Genomic DNA, 16788 nt, shown 5'->3' with positions numbered 1-16788 from the left:
ACTCCCCAAGGGACTTAGGGTAGTGGATGCTGGCGTGGGCGCGTTCCATTGCCCCAGTCTACGCTTAACTCCGGTCAAATGGACACCCCATACGTATCTAATCCTATCGGATTGTTATTTTTCGTGCCAGGAACGCCAATGAAAAAAATCGCCGCCAGGCTTTGCAACTCCGTTCAGCACCGCGCATCCTGGAGTTCAGGACAGCCAGACCGGTTTGTTTGGCGCGCCGCACTGAAGCCCATCGGTAGCCTTTCGGCTGCATTGGTACTGCTTGCCGTGCATCAGGGAAGCGCCATGGCGGCATCAGCAGCGGCCGGTGTAATCAACGCCATCGGTGTCGAAAACGAGTACGCCGACGTCATCGCCCAGATCGGCGGCAAGTACGTTCAGGTGAGCGCGATCGAAACGGATCCCAATACGGATCCACACACGTTCGAGGTCAACCCGAAGGTGGCAGCGCAGCTTGCTTCCGCCGATCTGATCGTCAAGAACGGCGTGGGATACGACGCCTGGGCCGACAAGATCATCGCAGCCGCGCCCAACAACAAACGCAAGGTCATTGACGCCCAACACCTGCTCGGCCTGCCCGACAGCACGCCGAACCCGCATCTCTGGTACGACCCGAAAACCATGCCGGCGGTTGCGAAGGCAGTGGCAGCGGACCTTTCCGCATTGAACCCTGCGCAGGCAGCCTACTTTCAAGCCAACGTGAAGAAGTTCGACGCATCACTCAAGCCGTGGCTGGCTGCAATTGCATCGTTCAAGGCGCACTACGCGCAAACGCCTGTCGCGGTGACGGAGCCGGTCGCCAACTACATGCTCGAAGCGGTCGGCACCGATATCGCCACACCCTTCAGCCTGCAGGCGGCGATCATGAACGGCACCGATCCCTCTCCGCAGGACGTGACGAAACAGAACAGCCTGTTCACGGACCACAAGGTCAAGGTGTTCGTCTACAACCAGCAGGTCACGGATGCGCTCACACAATCGTTCCTCAATCTGGCCAGGAAAAATGGTATTCCGGTGGTCGGCGTCTACGAGACCATGCCAACCCCCGGCTTTACTTACCAGTCGTGGATGCTGGCGGAAGTCAATGCGCTGGAAAAGGCAGTGACTTCCAAAGTGTCCACCGAAACCTTGCAGGCTGTGCAGTGAGCGGCATGTGCCCTGGCAACGAGGTCCTTGCGGTCGACCGGGTGAGCGTCTCTTTCCCGGGGCACAGCGTGCTACATGAGGTGAGTTTCAGTCTGGAAGCGGGAAAGTTCTGCGGCCTTATCGGTTCGAACGGTTCGGGCAAGACCACGCTGCTGCGTACGATCCTCGGCTTCCAGGTAGCGAGTGCAGGTAGCATCAGGATCAATGGTGCGCGCAGCCTGACCTCGGTGGGTTACGTCCCGCAGAAGATCGCGCTCGACCCCTACCTCCCGATGCGTGCGCGGGATCTGGTGTCGCTCGGCCTCGAGGGCCACAGGCTCGGCTTGCCGTTACCGTCGAAAAAACGCCGCGAGGCGGTCGACGGGATGCTCAAAGCCGTGGATGCAGAGCCTTTCGCGGACCAGCGCATCGGGGAACTGTCCGGAGGCCAGCAGCAGCGGGTACTGATCGCACACGCTCTGGTTCGCCGTCCGCGGCTGCTGTTGCTGGACGAACCTCTGGCCAACCTCGACATGCGCAGCGTCGCCGAAATTGTCGCGCTGTTGCGCCGCCTGAGCGTCGAGCACGGGCTTGCGGTCCTGCTTTCGGCGCATGACATGAATCCCTTGCTGCCGGTGATGGACCGGATCGTCTACCTCGCCAATGGCCACGCAGCGAGCGGGGCGACGGACGAAGTGGTGCGTACCGAGGTCCTGAGCAGACTGTACGGCTATCACATCGATGTCGTCCGCGTGCACGGCCGCGTGCTGGTGATTGCCGCCGGCACCGAGGCCGAAATGCTTGCCGCCGTTCGGCGAGACCCCGCCCACATTGTGCAGGTTCCCTGATTCAAGATGGATTCCCTGCTCACCCTCATCTTTGAACCGGGCTTCTTTAGCAGCGAACCGGTGCATACCGCGATGGTAGTCGGCGGCGGCGCCGCAGTCGTGTCCGGCGTAATTGGCGTATTCACCGTCATGAGGAGCCAGTCCTTCGCCGGCCACGCGCTGGCCGATGTGAGCAGCGCGGGCGGTGCTGCGTCGTTCCTGCTCGGCATCAATCCGTTGCTGGGATTTCTCATCATGGCGGTCATGGCAGCGGGCGGCATCGAACTGGTGCGGGTGCGCCGCGCCCGTGAGCGCGATCTTGTGACCGGCGTCGTGCTGGGCGCGGGGCTTGGCCTTGCCGCGCTGTTTCTTTACCTCGACGTGACATCGAAAAGCACGACTGGAGCGGCGATCACCGTCATGTTCGGATCAATGTTCGCCATTCCGGCATCGATCATTCCGCTCGCACTGGCGGTGGGCACGGGGGCGTTGATTGCCGCGGGCGTGCTTTATCGTCCCTTGCTGCTCAGCTCCGTTGACCCAGAGCTGGCTGCGGTCATGGGCGTGCGGGTACGGACGGTCGGACTCCTGCACCTGCTGGTATTGGCGCTGGCCGTTTCCCTATCAGCTATTACGGTCGGCGCCATCCTGTCGACCGCACTCCTGATAGGTCCGGCGGCGATCGCCTTGAGGGTGGCAAAGCGGCCAGGCTGGGCCACGGGTCTGTCCGCGTTAATCGGCCTGGGCACGACCTGGGGTGGCATCCTCCTCGCGTACGACAGCTACTACTGGACCCCCGGGCACGGCTGGCCAGTGAGCTTCTTCGTGGTGACGCTTATCTTCGCCCTGTATGTCATCACAGGTCGCGCCGGACCTGCACGGAAGCCCCCAACGGGCGCGCGGATCGCCCTGAACGCCCGTGAACCGGGTGAGGCCTGACCATGTTCTCCAGTTTCATGACCAACACGTGGATCGTGGCGAGCATCGTGGCTGCGGTCGCCGGATTCATCGGTTTCTTCGTGGTGATTCGAGGCGCCTCGTTCGCCGCGCACGCCTTGCCGCTCGGCACCTTTCCGGGTGCTGCAGCGGCAAGCCTGCTCGGTATCAATCCGCTCTTCGGCCTGATCGTCTTCGCTGGTCTCGGCGTGATCGGAATCAGTTGGCTGAGCCGGCGCGGAAGACACGAAGTCGCAACCGCCCTGTGCCTCGTCACGCTGCTAGGCTTCGGGGCGCTGTTCCTGAGCATGACGAGCGGGTATTCACAAGCGGTCTATGCCCTTCTCTTCGGCGAAGTACTGGGCGTGAGCAACACCGATCTCGCGCCGGTTGCTGCGATCAGCGGGTTCTCGATTGCGGTTGCGGTTGTGCTCTTCCGGCCACTCCTGCTCAGTTCGGTATCGCCCGATCTGGCGAAGGCGAGAGGCGTATCGAGCCGCGCGATGGAACTTGCGTTCATGAGCATCCTGGCGCTTGCGACGGCAATGGCGCTCCCGGTAGTGGGCGCGCTGCTAGTGTTCAGCCTGATGATTGGACCCGCGGCTGCGGCCCGCTCGCTGACTGACCGGCCGATTCTTGCGATATGCGTGTCGGTTGGAATTTCGCTCGTCACGGTGTGGACATCGATCGCCCTCTCCTATGTCTCCAACTGGCCAGTCGGTTTCTTCGTTGGCATGCTTGGGGCCGCCTGTTACGGAGTGGGGCAGGTGTGGACCCGGGCACGAGCCTTCGCGCGCCACCACGACGAACGGCCGGCCTCGGAGGCACCGGCCGGCTCACTGACGTGACCGCCAACCGGCGTGAAGCCGAGCGCATGAGACTTGGCCTCAATCGCGGCAAGCGACGTGCGGTCCTCGTCGAATGCGAGGGTCAAGGCTTTCCTGGCCGTAGCTAACGTTGATGTCGGACACGCCTGGCAGCCGCTTCATCGCGTTCTCGATCTTCAATGCACAAGACGCGCAGTCCGTGTCCCCGATGCGCAGTTTCAGCGGTTCTGTCGCGGTAAGGCGATTTTGGCGGACGATTGCGATGTGAGAAGGATTGCTTACATCGCCAGCGAGTAGAATTGCCGGGCGGCCGATGGCTTGAGTTTGCCGGAGTCTCTCATCTGCCCCTTGGCGATCATATGCATGAGTTCAATGCCACTCAACAAGGTGCGGGCAGAACTGAAATCCTTGAATCCCAACATGGGTCGGGTACGTCGCTTGATCGCCCGATGGTCTTGTTCCACGATATTGTTGAGATACTTGGCCTGGCGGATCTTGATGGGCGTCTCACGCTCGGCGTTCACGGCGTGCAGCCCGGCCAGATTGGCACCGCTTTTGTCGATGGTTACGGTTTCGGGCGCCATTCTGATCGATGGCCTTCTCGAAGTACCGTCGGACCACTTCCTTGTCCCGCTTGGCTCGCAGCAGGAAATCAACCGTGTTGCCGGCCTTGTCGACGGCGCGGTAAAGATACTTCCATGTGCCCCGGGCCTTCACATAGGTTTCGTCCATCCGCCAGCTCTTGCCGACCGGGCGCTCGCAGCGGCGGAACGTCTTTTCAAGCACTGGCAGAAGCTTGATGGCCCACCGATGCACGGTCGAATGATCGACCGCGATCCCGCGTTCGGCCATCACCTCCTCGAGATTGCGCAAGCTCAGCGGGTAGGCCACGTACCAACGCACGCACACCAACATTATCTCGAGCGGATAGTGCAACCGCTTCAGCACTTCGGTTACCGCCGGACTCAGCGCCTTCATGGCCGTCCACATCATTCTGTTAGTTCCCGCAGCATCCCAGCCTCCGCTATTGCAACAGAACCGTCGCAGCAATAGCGCTGGCAAAATTTCGCGCTATTATTTCTGGATTGGGGGCCAGTAGAGGACAAACATGCATGCGTCTTCAGACAGTACCGATCGCCCATGGAGCGTGTCGCTGATTCAGACCAAGATGCTCCCGCCCCGTCTTCCGTCTGGCTGCGTGCAACGATCCGTGTTGCTTAAGTGGTTGCGTAAGCAGCCGGTTCGCAGCATCACCGTCGTGACCGCCCCGGCGGGGTTCGGCAAGACGACATTGCTTGCTGGTTGGTGTGAAGCGCTGTCGCAGCGAAAGCATGTTGTTGCATGGCTCAGCCTCGACGCAGAAGACGATGATCCGCAGCAGTTCTGCGCTTACCTGGTGGCCGCATTCGCCAGGGCCTCGGCGGAAATTGCCTCGCAAGCGCAACAGATCCTTAATAACGATCCGCTGACTCCTATCAGAACGGTCATTTCATTACTCCTGAACGGGATCGCTGCATCCGGCAGGCGCGTTTTCCTCGTGCTGGATGACGCCGACCGTCTGACTGCGAAACCAGTTCTTGCGATTACTTCCCGTCTGCTTCGCTATGCCCCCGAGAACATGCATATCCTGCTCGGGGTGCGAGGTGAACCGGCCTTGATAGTTGGTCAGTTTCGAGCTCCAGAGGAACTAGTACGTATTGATGTCGACGATCTCCGTTTTTCGATCGCCGATGCGCAGGCATTTTTTGACCGGACAGGCACCGTGCCGCTTGACCGGACCAGTGTTGAGTTGCTGAACGAGGCAACGGAGGGGTGGGTCGCTGGCTTGCAACTTGCTGCTCTTGCGCTACGCGATGTGGGCGATGCGGCCAAGGTCGCCGGTGCGCTGGTCGGAGTCAGCTCCGGAATCGATTCGTACCTGAACGATACCGTGCTCGCACATCTGCCGCTCCATATGCTGAAGTTTCTGCTGTACACGTCGATTCTTGAACGACTCGCCCCTGAGTTGTGCGATGCCATCATGGGCAAGGGAAGTGGAAGCGGAGGCGAGCTCGACTGGCTCGAGCGGCACAGCGTGTTCATCCGGCCGCTGGATGAAACACGGCACTGGTACCGCTATCATGCGCTCCTGTCCGACGCACTTCGTCGGCGCCTTCTTCGCCAGATGCCGCAACACGTCCCGTTGCTGCACCGTCGTGCGTCCCAATGGTTTGCAGGAGCACGTCTTTGGCCCGAGGCAGTCAGACATGCCTTGGCTGCAGGCGAACTCGAGCAGGCGGCACAGTGGGTTGAAAACTGTGCGACGGAGATGCTCGAGCGCGGTGAGTTGAACACGTTGCTAGGATGGATCGGAAAACTGCCACCCGATGTCATCCAGAAACGGCTTCGTTTGCGCCTGACGAAAGCATGGGCGCTCGTGTTCTCGATTCAGCCGGACGCCGCCTCAAGGGAGGTTGCTGCTGTTAACAACGAATTCTTTCGCGGGCGTCGCAAGGATACCAGCATGGTAGAGGAAGCGGCATTGGCGGAGATCAACGCGGTCAGCGCACTGATCGCCACCATGGTGGAGGAAAGCGAGCGGGCGCTCGAACTAGGGCGTGCTGCTCAAGCCTCAATGGCGCCTACAGCGCCGTGGGTGCAGCGCTGTGCGCAATTCGCGCAGCTCTTCGGCTTGATGCACAGGGGTAGGTTCGACCAGATACGTGAAATACGCGACGCCGTCGGCGAGCGAGTTGAACAGGGTCAGGAGCCCGACTACTCGGATATGTTTCGACGCTCGTCGTTCGGTGTTGCTGCATTTATGCATGGCGAGCTGTCTGAATCAAGGCGAATTTTTGAGGCGATGTTCCACCGCATCGAAAAAGCATGGGGCCACTCGTCATCCTGCGCAACCTGGGCGGCCAGTTGCCTTGCTGCGATCTACTATGAGTGCAACGAACTGCCTGAAGCGCGGAGGATGATCGCGGGCCGCACGACCGCTGCACTGGAAACCTCGCCGCTAACTGGTTTGATGCGCCATATACTGTCTGCAGCACGCTTGCTGTGGCGCGACGGGGAGATGGGTTCGGCGCTGGCTATTCTCGAAGACGGTCGACAGGCCGCCGTAACCCGACACTGGCTACGTCTGAAGTTGGCGCTGGATGCCGAAACGGTAAGATTGCTCCTTGTAGAAGGCAACGTTGCTCAAGCGAGACAGATCGCCGACGCACTGAGCAAGAGCGTGCCAATGATGTGCGAAGGGCGGACTGGGTGCGCGGTAGACACCTGGACGAGCTATTGTCTCCTGCAGGCTCGCGTACTGATCGCCGGGGATCGTGCAGATGAAGCCGTCACGCTTCTCACACCTTTGCTTGATACTCTGGCTGCTACGGGCAGGCGCTATTCGGAGGCTGTGGTTTCCTTGCTGTTCTCATGCGCGCTCGCGCAATGTGGAGCGTCCGAAAAGGCGCTTGGTGCGCTCGAACGAGCGCTACGGCTCGGAAGGCAGAGCGGCATGATTAACAGCTTCGTGGATGAGGGGCCACCCGTGCGCGCGTTGCTACAGCAATTTCGCTTGGCTTCAGCGAATGTTTCCACGGCAGAAACGGCGTATGTCGACAGGCTGCTTACAGCTTTTGATGCCTTCGGCAACTCACCGGCTGCGTCGCCCGCGCATGTTGAGGCCGTGCCGCTGTCACCGGATGTTCTTAGTGCGAGGGAGTTTGAGGTACTCGAGTGCGTTGCCCGCGGTCTTTCGAACAAGGAAATCGGCCGGTCGTTGAAACTGGCACCCGAGACGGTCAAGTGGCATTTGAAAAATATCTTCGAAAAGCTCGACGTAAATTCGCGAATTGACGCCGTACAGAGAGTTTTTGGACTTGGGGTAGGAGAGGGCCGCGCGGCCATGTAGTGACGAGCCATATGCAATAGCCCTCACCAGATTCGGCGCGGACGTCCCCAGATCGCCTGGACTTTTTTCTCAGAATCACAAGCGCAGCCGCTTCGGCCAGCGCCTTCTCCTTGCGCTGCAATTCCTTCTCAAGCTGCTGGATGCGCTTCTTGTCATCGACGCGGAATCGACAATCCCGGACAAGTAGCGTCCAGGGGTCTGCGTGTTACTTCTTGAATGTGCCGAGCAGTTCGGTGTGCGCCACGACATGGCCTTGCATCGCCTTTTCCAACGCCGCCTTTGTGGGCTTGTGAAGATCGGGCAGCACGGTGTCGAGCGCGTAGAGCTTATGGAAATACCGATGACGGCCAGTGGGCGGGCATGGGCCGCCATACGTGGTGCGATGGAAGTCGTTGGTGCCTTCAAGTGTGCCTGCCGGAAGCGCGCCCGCAGTGACGCCCTCCTGAACACCAGGAGCCGTCGTCGGGATGTTGTAAAGCACCCAGTGGACCCATGTCATCCGTGGCGCGGCCGGGTCGGGCGCGTCGGGGTCGTCGACGATCAGCACGAGGCTTTTCGCGTTGGCGGGTACCCCGGACCACGAGAGCGGCGGGGAGACGTCCGCGCCCGTGCAGGTGTAGCGCCGAGGAATCTCGCTTCCTTCGTGGAAAGCTTGTGAGGTGAGGGTGAAGGCCATGGTGCGCTCCTCGGCGTCAGCCCGCGCCGCCAGCTAGTGCTTGCGATGCATCCAGCTCATATGATGCGTGTCGAGCCACTGAGTCAGGCTCTCTCCCGGGTGATCGTGCCTGTAGCGCCTGGACAAGGCCGATGCAACGACAACGAGAACCACAAGGCCAACCCAAAAACTGATCATTGATTGAGCCATGGCAGCCTCCTTGGGGAATGCGACTATCCCTAAATTGTAGTCATTGGCGGCCGAACTGGCTCAACTCGACAAGGCGGCTTACAGCCCGAACGGCTACGTCGACGATCCTCCCAATCTCCAGCGTGCCGAAACCCGTATTTGCGTGATCGCCACCGCACCTGTTGCAGTGCGGCACTCCCCAATCGACCCAATATGCGGGACGACCCTGGATTGCCGCGCCGCTGCGCTGCCCCTACCATCAACTCCCCGCGCCACTGCAGCGAGCGCGCCATCGGCAGGCGACGTCAAAAGCGAGTGCCTCAGCCAACACAATCCATACAGCACCTACTCAAGCTATCAGGAGGCAAGCATGCTCAGCGCCCATGAATTTGCGACATTGATGCTGGTCAGGGATTCGGCTCACCACATTGCCGAGCGGGAAGAACTCGATACGCTGCTTGAACGTCAGCTCGTCACCATGGAGAGGCTTGCCGGCGGGGCAGTGCGACCTCGCGTGACGCAGGACGGCGATTCGCTCCTTCGTAACCTCGCGCGCATTCACTGAGAAGTCGAAACCTGCCGGCTGTCGGCTGGGACTCGAGCGAGCAACTAGCCTCAACCGGCGAACCGCGAAGTACCGACGAGCCCTCAAATCTTCGACTTCCTCGTAGTCGCCGGGGTGGAATGCCAAATTCCGCATGGAAAGTACGATTACCCCTTGAAGGGCGTCTCGAAGACATGAAGGCTGAAGGCTGTGCCCGGAGACCGCGCCAGATAGTTGCACCAAAGCCCCGGAAAGGCACTCTCTAGCTGACGAAGGGCAGCTTCTCGTCGCGCGCAGTCGCGAGCATCGACAGCGTGATCTTTCGCACCTCGAGCTTGCTTTGCGTAATGTGAGCGCGCAGCAGGATGGCAGCCTCGCCAAACTTGCCGCGATCGATGAGATGGAGCATCGCCGAATGCTCGTCGTACGTCGCGCTCGTGCGATGCGCCTTGAGAAAATCGAGCCGCCGCACGATGCGGATGCGCTCGGTCACTTCGTTGTGCACGCGCAGCATCTCATTGTTGCCGGCAGCACTCACGAGGCCGCGGTGAAAGCCCTCGTCGAGCACGAACATCGTGGCCGGACGGCTTTCGCGTTCCCGTTCGTCAACGCACCATACGGCTCGCAACGCATCCATCGCATCGTGTGGCGCTCCCGAGAGCCGCTCGAGCGCCGCCAGTTCGAGAACGATGCGCAGGTCATACAACTGGTCGAGTTGATTGAAGTCGATATCGCAGACTTTCCAGCCGCGCCGGAACCCCACCTCAAGATAGCCTTCGCGCGCGAGACGGAACAGCGCATCGCGCATGGGCGTGCGCGACACGCCGTAGTGTTGGGCAATGTCGTTTTCGGAAAAGCGGTCGCCGGGAAACAGTCGAAAACTGAAGATGTCCTGCTTGATGAGCTGATACACCTGCTCGGCGAGGGGGTTTGCGCTGTAGGTCACCTTCGTGCCGGATGCTGCGGGTGCTTCGGCGGCGGCTTCGGTCAAGTCGTCCATGAGTCAGGTATCGATAAACGTCGAGAGTGGTGCGGCGCGTCGGTGCAATGGTGGGCGACGGGGGCCAACTCCCTATTATCCGCCCTCAAACGGGCTCGATGAGGCTCACGTGCGCCGCCACGATCGTCCAGCCGCCGAACATATCGTTCGCCTCATGCAGCCGCGCCCAGGTCTGCATCTGGCGGCCCGTCAAAGGCGTGGTGTCGCTCGTGAACTCAGTGCTCACCGTCGCGTAGTCGCCGCCAAACGTCGTCACCACGGTGCGGTGCAAGCGCCGCGAGCGGGGCACCGGCACGCAGGTTTCCCGCCAGCGGAGGATCGCGTCGCCACCATGCTGGATTTCGGCGATGCCATAGCGCACCGTTTCGGGTGCGTCCCAGAACAGGGCGTTCATCGTCTCGACGTCGTTGTCGACCAGCGCTCGCTCGTAAGCCTCGAAAGCTGCCGCGACCTGCGCGACGATCTCGGGCCGGTTCACTTCCATCGTCATCAGTCTGCCCCCAGCAGGGCGTCGAGTGGAGCGGTCCAGCCGACGATGCCGCCCTGCGAATGAATCATTGCAATCGTCGCTTCGCGAAACGCCGGTATGTAGCTTGCCGTCGCGTCCTCGACCAGTAGACACTCGTAGCCCCGATCGTTGGCCTCGCGCATCGAAGTCTGCACGCAGACCTCGGTCGTCACGCCCGCGAACACGAGATGCGTGATGCCTCGTATCGACAGTTCCTCGCCGAGCTGCGTTGCGTAGAAAGCGCCTTTGCCGGGCTTGTCGATGACGAGTTCTCCATCGATCGGCGCGAGCGTGTCGATGATCGCGTTGCCGGGCTCGCCGCGCACGAGGATGCGGCCCATCGGTCCTTCGTCGCCAATGCGCGCATCTGGCATGCCGCGCATGCGTTTGGCCGGGGGGCAGTCGGAGAGGTCGGGTGTATGCGATTCGCGGGTGTGCACGACCTGCCATCCCGCCGAGCGCGCATGCGCGAGCAGCCGCGCGACGGTCGGCACGATGCCTGAAAGCAGCGATACGTCGTTGCCGAGCGCCTGGCCAAAGCCACCCGGCTCGATGAAGTCGCGCTGCATGTCGATCACGATGAGCGCCGTATGACGCGCGTCGAACGTGAACGGCGCGGGCTTTGCGCTGGCGATGGTTGTCATCGCGACATTTCTCCGTTTGCGTTGTGTATCGTTCGCGCGCCGCTCAGGCGCTTGCGTGCAGCTCGGCCGGCTCAGCCGTCTGCGGCCTGCCTTCGTCGCCATGGCCCGCCATGTAACGCCCAAGCACCACTCGATCCGCCTCGTTTGCTGCAGTCTCGTAGACGAGACGTCCCTCGGCCATCACCACGATCCGGTCGGCAAGCTCGAGCAGTTCGTCGAGATCTTCGCTGACGAGCAGCACGGCCGCACCGGCATCGCGCGCCGCGAGAATGCGGGCGTGGATGTCCGCGACGGAGGCAAAGTCGAGTCCGAACACAGGATTCGCGACGATCAGCACGTTCACTGCGTGCCCAAGCTCGCGAGCCAGCACGGCGCGCTGTACGTTGCCGCCCGACAGCGAGCCGATGGCGCGCTCGGGCAGCGCAGGCCGTACGTCGAATTCGGCGATCAGCCGCTCGGCGCGCGAGCGCATGGCGCGACGATCGAGCCACCATCCGCCGCGCCGCAGCGGCGCGCGGTCGAAATCCCGCAGCGCCATATTCTCGGCCACGCTCATGCCTGCCACGCAAGCATTGCGCAGCGGCTCCTCGGGAAGGGCGAACACGCGCATGCGTGTCATCTCTTCGCGCGTCGCGGCATAGGGCGAACCTTCCACGGCCATCGCGCCCGACTGGGCCTTGCGCTGCCCGACGAGCGCTTCGATCAGTTCTTTCTGACCGTTGCCGGAGACGCCCGCAAGCCCGAGGATCTCGCCCGCGCGCACGCTCAGCGACGCCTCGCGCACGGCAGCGTGCCCACGCTCGTCGACGACCGAAAGGCTCGATAGCGAGAGCCGCACCGGAGCGTCGGGCGAGTTCGGCCGGCGCGCAAGCCTGAACTCATCGGTGTCTTCAGCGGCGCCCTCACGCGTTTGCGCGCTTGCGTCGCTGCCCATCATCCAGGCGGCCAGCCGGTCGCGGTCGGTGTCGGCCACCGCGCAGGTGCCGACGAAGCGGCCCTTGCGCAATACCGTGACGTTGTCCGAATAGGCCATTACCTCGCGGAACTTGTGAGTGATCATCAGCACCGTGAGGTCGCCGCGCGAGGCAAGCGTGCGCATGAGGCCGAGCACTTCGTCGGCTTCCTGCGGGGTGAGCACGGAGGTGGGCTCGTCGAGAATCAGGAAGCGCTGCTCCAGATACAACTGCTTGAGAATTTCCAGCTTCTGCTTTTCTCCCGCCGCGAGTGACGAGACCGGCGCATCGAGTTCGAGGCGAAACGGCATACGGCGCATGAAGGCGTCGAGCGCGTTGCGCTCGGCCGCCCAGTCGATCTTCCATGACAGGTTGCCGCGCGCAAGGAGCAGGTTCTCCTCGACGCTGAGCCCCGCCGCGAGTGTGAAATGCTGATAGACCATGCCGATGCCGAGCGCTTGCGCATCGCGCGGGGATGCGATGCGCACCTCGCTTCCATCGGCCACAATCGTGCCGCGATCGAGCGGGCCGTAGCCCACGAGCCCCTTCACGAGCGTGCTCTTGCCTGCTCCATTTTCGCCTAGCAGCGCGTGAACCGTCCCGGGCGCAACCCTGATCGAAACGTCATCGAGTGCGCGGAACGTCCCGAACGACTTGCTCGCGCCGATCACCTCGACGCCGAGCGCGCGTGTCGCGGTGATCATGGTCACTGCTCCAGGGCAGCGACGAGCGCGGCCGAACTGGACACCGTGCCGAACACGCCGCCCTGCATCAGGACCATGTTCAGCGCAGCGTCATGGTTGCCCTTATCGGTCGCGCCGCAGCAGTCCGCGAGCAACGTGCATTCGAAGCCGCGGTCGTTTGCTTCGCGCATCGTCGTGTGGACGCAGACATCCGTCGTGATGCCCGTGAGCACGAGATTCGCAATGCCGCGCGTGCGCAGGATCAGTTCGAGGTCCGTCGCGCAGAATGAGCCTTTGCCAGGCTTGTCGATGATGATTTCGCCCGGCAGCGGGGCGAGTTCGTCGATGATTTCCCAGCCCGGCTCGCCGCGCACGAGTATCCGGCCGCACGGGCCCATGTCACCGATGCCGAGACCGTTCGTGCCCGCCTGGCGGCTGCGCCAGCGCTTGTTCGCCGGCAGATCGGACAGATCCGGCCGATGCCCTTCACGGGTGTGGATGATCGTGAAGCCGAGTTCGCGCATCGGCCCCAAAACGCGCTTGATCGGCTCGATCGGGGCGCGCGTGAGCGAGAGGTCGTAACCCATCTTGTCGACGTAGCCGCCGTAACCGCAGAAGTCGGTCTGCATGTCGATGATGACGAGCGCCGTGTTGTCGGGGCGCAGGTTCCCGTCGTAGGGCCAGGAATAGGGACGGGCTTCGATGGTACGGGTCATGTCGATTCTCCGGTCGCGCGCTACGCGAGCGCGGGCGATTCTGGATTCGGTCGGTCGGAAGCTGTGCGCGCTCAGCGCGTCAGGCTCAGCTCGCCGGGTGCGCCCGCCAGCGTGCGATCCGGCCTGCAGTTGATGATCATGAGCGCGAGCGTCAGCACGTAAGGGGCGGCGTTGAAGAGGTAATAGCCGCTGGTCACGCCGATTGCCTGCAGGGCGGGGCCAAGCGCTCCGGCAGCGCCAAACAGCAGCGCGGCCCAAAGACAGCGCAGCGGCTGCCAGCGTGCGAAGATCACGAGGGCGACGGCCATCAGGCCTTGCCCGCTCGACAGTCCCTCGTTCCAGCTGCCGGGATAGACGAGCGAGAGATAGGCACCGCCCACGCCCGCGAAGAAACCACCCACCGCCGTCGCGATGACGCGTATCCGCGTAACGGGATAGCCCATTGCACGCGCGCTCTCGGCGTTCTCGCCGACGAGCCGCAGCGTCAGGCCCCAGCGCATCGAGCGCAGTCCCCACTGCAAAGCGACGGCAAGCACGACGCCAATCACGAAGAGCAGATTGATATGCAGGGCGTTGTGCACTTGCTGCGAGGCGGCCCACGCGCCGAGATCGATCGACGGGAGCATCGCTGCCTGCGGCTCGATGAACGGCTTGCCGAGATAGAACGCCAGGCCGGTGCCGAACAGCATGAGCGCGATGCCGAACGCGATATCGGAAACACGCGGCAGCGAGCAGACCAGCCCATGCAGGCAGCCGAGCACCAGACCGGCCGCCGCCGCCGCGAGCACGCCGATCCACGGCGAACCCGAGAGATACGAGCCCGCATAGCCGCACATGGCGCCTGAGACCAGGATGCCTTCGAGACCGAGATTCACGCGGCCGCCTTTCTCGGTGAGGCACTCGCCGAGGCTCACGAACAGATAGGGCGTACTCACGCGAATGGCCCCCGCAAAGAGCGAAATCAGCAGTACCGCAGCGGGCGAATGAAGGTCAGACATGGCGGGTACGCTCCAGTGAAGCAGACGAGGTGTCGAGCGCGGCGGCCTGAAGTTTCACGCGCAAGGCGGCAAGACGGGGAGCAAGCGCCTCCCAGGCCAACAGGTTCGCGAAAAGCAGCCCTTGCAGCACGAGCGTGGCGGCGTCGGGCAGCTCGAGGTGACGTTGCAGCAGACTGCCGCTCGCCTCGATGCCGCCGACCATCAGGGCGCACACGATCACGGCGAACGGATTCTGGCGTGCCGCGAACGCGACAAGGATGCCCGCATAGCCGTAGCCCGAGAGCAGCGACGCATTCGCGCTGCCTTGCACGGCCGCAACTTCGAACATTCCGGCAAGTCCCGCCGATGCGCCGCCTAGCGCGCAGGCGGTGAGCGCGAGCCCGCCCACGGGCAGGCCGACGAGGCGCGCCGTGTGCACGTTGCCACCCGTTACGCGCATGGCGAAGCCGAGCGTGCTTTGGCGCACGAGCACCCAGGCAGCGAGACACGCGAGCACGCCCCAGAAGAGGCCCCAGTGCACGTCGAGTCCCGGCAGCGAGCCGATGGTCATGGCGTCGGGGAGGGGCAGCGTCGACGGTTTGTTGAGACTGGCGGGATCGCGCAGCGGCCCTTCGACGAGAAACTTGAAGACGGCGATGGCGATATACGACATCAGCAGGCTGCTGATGGTCTCGTTGACACCACGCCATTGACGCATCGCGCCCACTGCGCTGATCCACAGGCCCCCCGCGAGCATGCCTGCAATCGCCATCAGCGGCGTCGCGACGATCCACGGCGTAGCCTGCGGCAGGCACTGCGGCACGACGGCGGCCGCGAGCCCGCCCAGCGCGAGCGCGCCTTCGCCGCCAATCACGATCAGGCCGACCTGGGCAGGCAGCGCGACGCACAGAGCCGTAAGCATGAGCGGTGCGGCGCGCAGCAAGGTGTTCTGCCATGCGAACGACGAGCCGAACGCACCTTCACCAATGAGACCAAGGGCCTGGATGGCCGGCTGTCCCTGCACGAGCAGGAAGATGCCGAAGATCGCCAGAGTTGCCACGATTGCACATACTGTCGGCAACCCAGGCAACAGCGCAAGCAGCAGGCGCGCGAGACTTGCAGGCAGCCTTCGCGACGGCCCTTGAGCGGGAGAAAGGGATGCGGCCATCACGACTCCTGGCGAGGACGCTTACGGCCGTCAGATCTGGCCGACCACACCGGCAACCAGATAATTCATGCTTTCGAGCGCGAGATCGGTCTGTGCGTAGCTCGTGCCGGCCGCAATGGCGCTGCCGCCCTTGTTGTCCTTCATCGGTCCCTTGAAGATGACGTAGTCGCCCGCGACCATCTTCGCCTTCACGGTGTCGGCTTGCGTGCGGGCATCGGGTGTCACCTTCGCGCCATACGGAGACATCTTCACGAAGCCTTCGCGCAGACCGCCGCGAAGAATGTTCGGCTGCGGCTTGCCCGTCTGCGCGTTTGTGACGAGCAGCTTGTAGGGCGTCGCCCAGTCCCATTCGGCGCCCGTCAGATAGCCCTTCGGCGCCAGCGCCGCCTGGCTTGCGTGGTAACCGCAGCTCATCGCGCCGCGTTTCTCGGCTGTCTCGATCACGACCTTGGGTCCGTCCACGTGACACGTGAGCACGTCGCAGCCCTGATCGATGAGGCTGTTGGCGGCCTCCGCCTCCTTCACCGGCATCGACCAGTCGCCCGTGAAAATCACGTGCGTGGCGATCGACGGATCCACCGACTGCGCGCCCAGCGTGAATGAGTTGATGTTGCGCAGCACCTGCGGAATAGGCTTGGCCGCGACGAAGCCCAGCTTCTTCGTCTTGCTCGCATGGCCTGCCACGACGCCGTTCAGATACTGGCATTCGTCGATATAGCCGAAGTAGCTGGAGATGTTGGCCGGATTGCCGCTCTTCCAGAGACCGCCGCAGTGGGCGAAGCGAACCTTCGGATATTTGGCTGCCATTTTCAGCACATGGGGATCGAAGTAGCCGAACGAGGTCGCGAAAATGAGCGTCGCACCGTCCTGCTCGATCATCGCCTCCATGGTCTTTTGGGCGGCGACGGTCTCGGGCACGTTTTCTTCCTCGACGACCTTCACGTTCGGCAGCTTCTTGATGACAGCCGCAGCTTGCGCTTGTGCCTGGTTGTAGCCGTAATCGCCGCGCGAACCGACGTAGATGACGCCGACCGTAAGCGGCTCCGCACCGAAAGCGAGGTCGAATGGGAGCGTGCTGCCGAGGGCGAGGGCGCCAGCGCCCTTGAGAAAATCGCGACGGTTTGTCATGGTTGGACTC

The 16788-nt window shown here is 62.7% G+C and carries 17 protein-coding genes and 1 pseudogene; 6 read left to right on the top strand and 12 right to left on the bottom strand.

Features of this window, described 5'->3' with window-relative positions:
- Positions 1-138: 138 nt before the first annotated feature.
- Genes HWY30_RS02850 through HWY30_RS02835 form a run of 4 tightly spaced genes read left to right on the top strand, consistent with a single transcriptional unit; the run spans position 139 to position 3745 of the window.
- Positions 139-1155 (top strand): metal ABC transporter solute-binding protein, Zn/Mn family, encoded by a 1017-nt coding sequence (locus HWY30_RS02850; protein ID WP_244144757.1) that lies wholly within the window; start codon positions 139-141, stop codon positions 1153-1155.
- 5 nt (positions 1156-1160) lie between these two features.
- Positions 1161-1982 carry a metal ABC transporter ATP-binding protein gene (locus HWY30_RS02845; RefSeq protein ID WP_090811893.1) on the top strand — a complete coding sequence of 274 codons (822 nt, stop codon included), beginning with the start codon at positions 1161-1163 and terminating at the stop codon, positions 1980-1982.
- 6 nt (positions 1983-1988) lie between these two features.
- Positions 1989-2900, top strand: a complete 912-nt coding sequence (locus HWY30_RS02840; RefSeq protein ID WP_090811199.1) for a metal ABC transporter permease — start codon at positions 1989-1991, stop codon at positions 2898-2900.
- A 2-nt stretch (positions 2901-2902) separates the two neighbouring features.
- Positions 2903-3745 carry a metal ABC transporter permease gene (locus HWY30_RS02835; RefSeq protein ID WP_090811201.1) on the top strand — a complete coding sequence of 281 codons (843 nt, stop codon included), beginning with the start codon at positions 2903-2905 and terminating at the stop codon, positions 3743-3745.
- Between the two features lie 39 nt (positions 3746-3784).
- On the opposite strand, the gene HWY30_RS41400 is transcribed toward HWY30_RS02835, so the two are convergent.
- A complete protein-coding gene (locus HWY30_RS41400; RefSeq protein ID WP_244144755.1) occupies positions 3785-3904 on the bottom strand; it encodes a heavy metal-associated domain-containing protein in 120 nt (39 codons plus the stop codon).
- 98 nt (positions 3905-4002) lie between these two features.
- A protein-coding gene (locus HWY30_RS02825; protein ID WP_090811895.1) for an IS6 family transposase occupies positions 4003-4702 on the bottom strand; the annotation gives its coding sequence in 2 pieces (ribosomal slippage) (positions 4003-4303 and positions 4302-4702; 702 coding nt in all).
- A 232-nt stretch (positions 4703-4934) separates the two neighbouring features.
- Between HWY30_RS02825 and HWY30_RS02820 the strand changes: the two genes are divergently transcribed.
- Positions 4935-7613, top strand: coding sequence for a winged helix-turn-helix domain-containing protein (locus tag HWY30_RS02820; protein WP_244144754.1), 2679 nt, complete (start codon positions 4935-4937; stop codon positions 7611-7613).
- Between the two features lie 55 nt (positions 7614-7668).
- On the opposite strand, the pseudogene HWY30_RS02815 reads toward HWY30_RS02820, so the two are convergent.
- Positions 7669-7767 (bottom strand): annotated as a pseudogene (locus HWY30_RS02815) (transposase); the annotation flags it as partial.
- A gap of 51 nt (positions 7768-7818) precedes the next feature.
- The gene (locus HWY30_RS02810) at positions 7819-8289 is read right to left on the bottom strand and encodes a YbhB/YbcL family Raf kinase inhibitor-like protein (RefSeq protein WP_090811205.1); all 471 of its coding nucleotides are present in this window, start codon (positions 8287-8289) and stop codon (positions 7819-7821) included.
- 538 nt (positions 8290-8827) lie between these two features.
- Here HWY30_RS02810 and HWY30_RS02805 point away from each other — a divergent pair.
- Positions 8828-9022 carry a hypothetical protein gene (locus HWY30_RS02805; protein WP_090811207.1) on the top strand — a complete coding sequence of 65 codons (195 nt, stop codon included), beginning with the start codon at positions 8828-8830 and terminating at the stop codon, positions 9020-9022.
- A gap of 241 nt (positions 9023-9263) precedes the next feature.
- Here the strand turns inward: HWY30_RS02805 and HWY30_RS02800 are convergent, their stop codons facing one another.
- The 8 genes from HWY30_RS02800 to HWY30_RS02765 all read right to left on the bottom strand — a co-directional run bounded on the left by HWY30_RS02800 (position 9264) and on the right by HWY30_RS02765 (position 16778).
- On the bottom strand, positions 9264-10001 hold the full coding sequence (locus HWY30_RS02800) for a GntR family transcriptional regulator (protein ID WP_244144753.1): 738 nt from the start codon (positions 9999-10001) through the stop codon (positions 9264-9266).
- 85 nt (positions 10002-10086) lie between these two features.
- The gene (hpxZ, locus tag HWY30_RS02795) at positions 10087-10485 is read right to left on the bottom strand and encodes an oxalurate catabolism protein HpxZ (RefSeq protein WP_090811898.1); all 399 of its coding nucleotides are present in this window, start codon (positions 10483-10485) and stop codon (positions 10087-10089) included.
- A gap of 5 nt (positions 10486-10490) precedes the next feature.
- Positions 10491-11153 carry a cysteine hydrolase family protein gene (locus HWY30_RS02790; RefSeq protein ID WP_090811900.1) on the bottom strand — a complete coding sequence of 221 codons (663 nt, stop codon included), beginning with the start codon at positions 11151-11153 and terminating at the stop codon, positions 10491-10493.
- 43 nt (positions 11154-11196) lie between these two features.
- Positions 11197-12810 (bottom strand): ABC transporter ATP-binding protein, encoded by a 1614-nt coding sequence (locus tag HWY30_RS02785; RefSeq protein ID WP_090811209.1) that lies wholly within the window; start codon positions 12808-12810, stop codon positions 11197-11199.
- 2 nt (positions 12811-12812) lie between these two features.
- Positions 12813-13505 carry a biuret amidohydrolase gene (gene biuH / locus HWY30_RS02780; protein WP_090811211.1) on the bottom strand — a complete coding sequence of 231 codons (693 nt, stop codon included), beginning with the start codon at positions 13503-13505 and terminating at the stop codon, positions 12813-12815.
- A gap of 71 nt (positions 13506-13576) precedes the next feature.
- Positions 13577-14503: an ABC transporter permease gene (locus tag HWY30_RS02775; protein ID WP_090811213.1), complete on the bottom strand. Its 927-nt coding sequence runs from the start codon at positions 14501-14503 to the stop codon at positions 13577-13579.
- Positions 14496-15650: an ABC transporter permease gene (locus HWY30_RS02770; RefSeq protein WP_090811215.1), complete on the bottom strand. Its 1155-nt coding sequence runs from the start codon at positions 15648-15650 to the stop codon at positions 14496-14498. The genes HWY30_RS02775 and HWY30_RS02770 overlap by 8 nt, the downstream gene beginning before the upstream one ends.
- A 30-nt stretch (positions 15651-15680) precedes the next feature.
- Complete coding sequence (locus HWY30_RS02765) at positions 15681-16778, bottom strand: BMP family ABC transporter substrate-binding protein (protein WP_090811217.1); 1098 nt, start codon at positions 16776-16778, stop codon at positions 15681-15683.
- Between the last annotated feature and the right edge of the window lie 10 nt (positions 16779-16788).

It is taken from the genome of Paraburkholderia tuberum STM678, from assembly GCF_902833905.1.
Lineage (GTDB): Bacteria > Pseudomonadota > Gammaproteobacteria > Burkholderiales > Burkholderiaceae > Paraburkholderia > Paraburkholderia tuberum.
The sequence above is the reverse complement of the archived record's forward strand: the minus strand, read 5'-3'. Positions and strand labels throughout refer to the sequence as shown.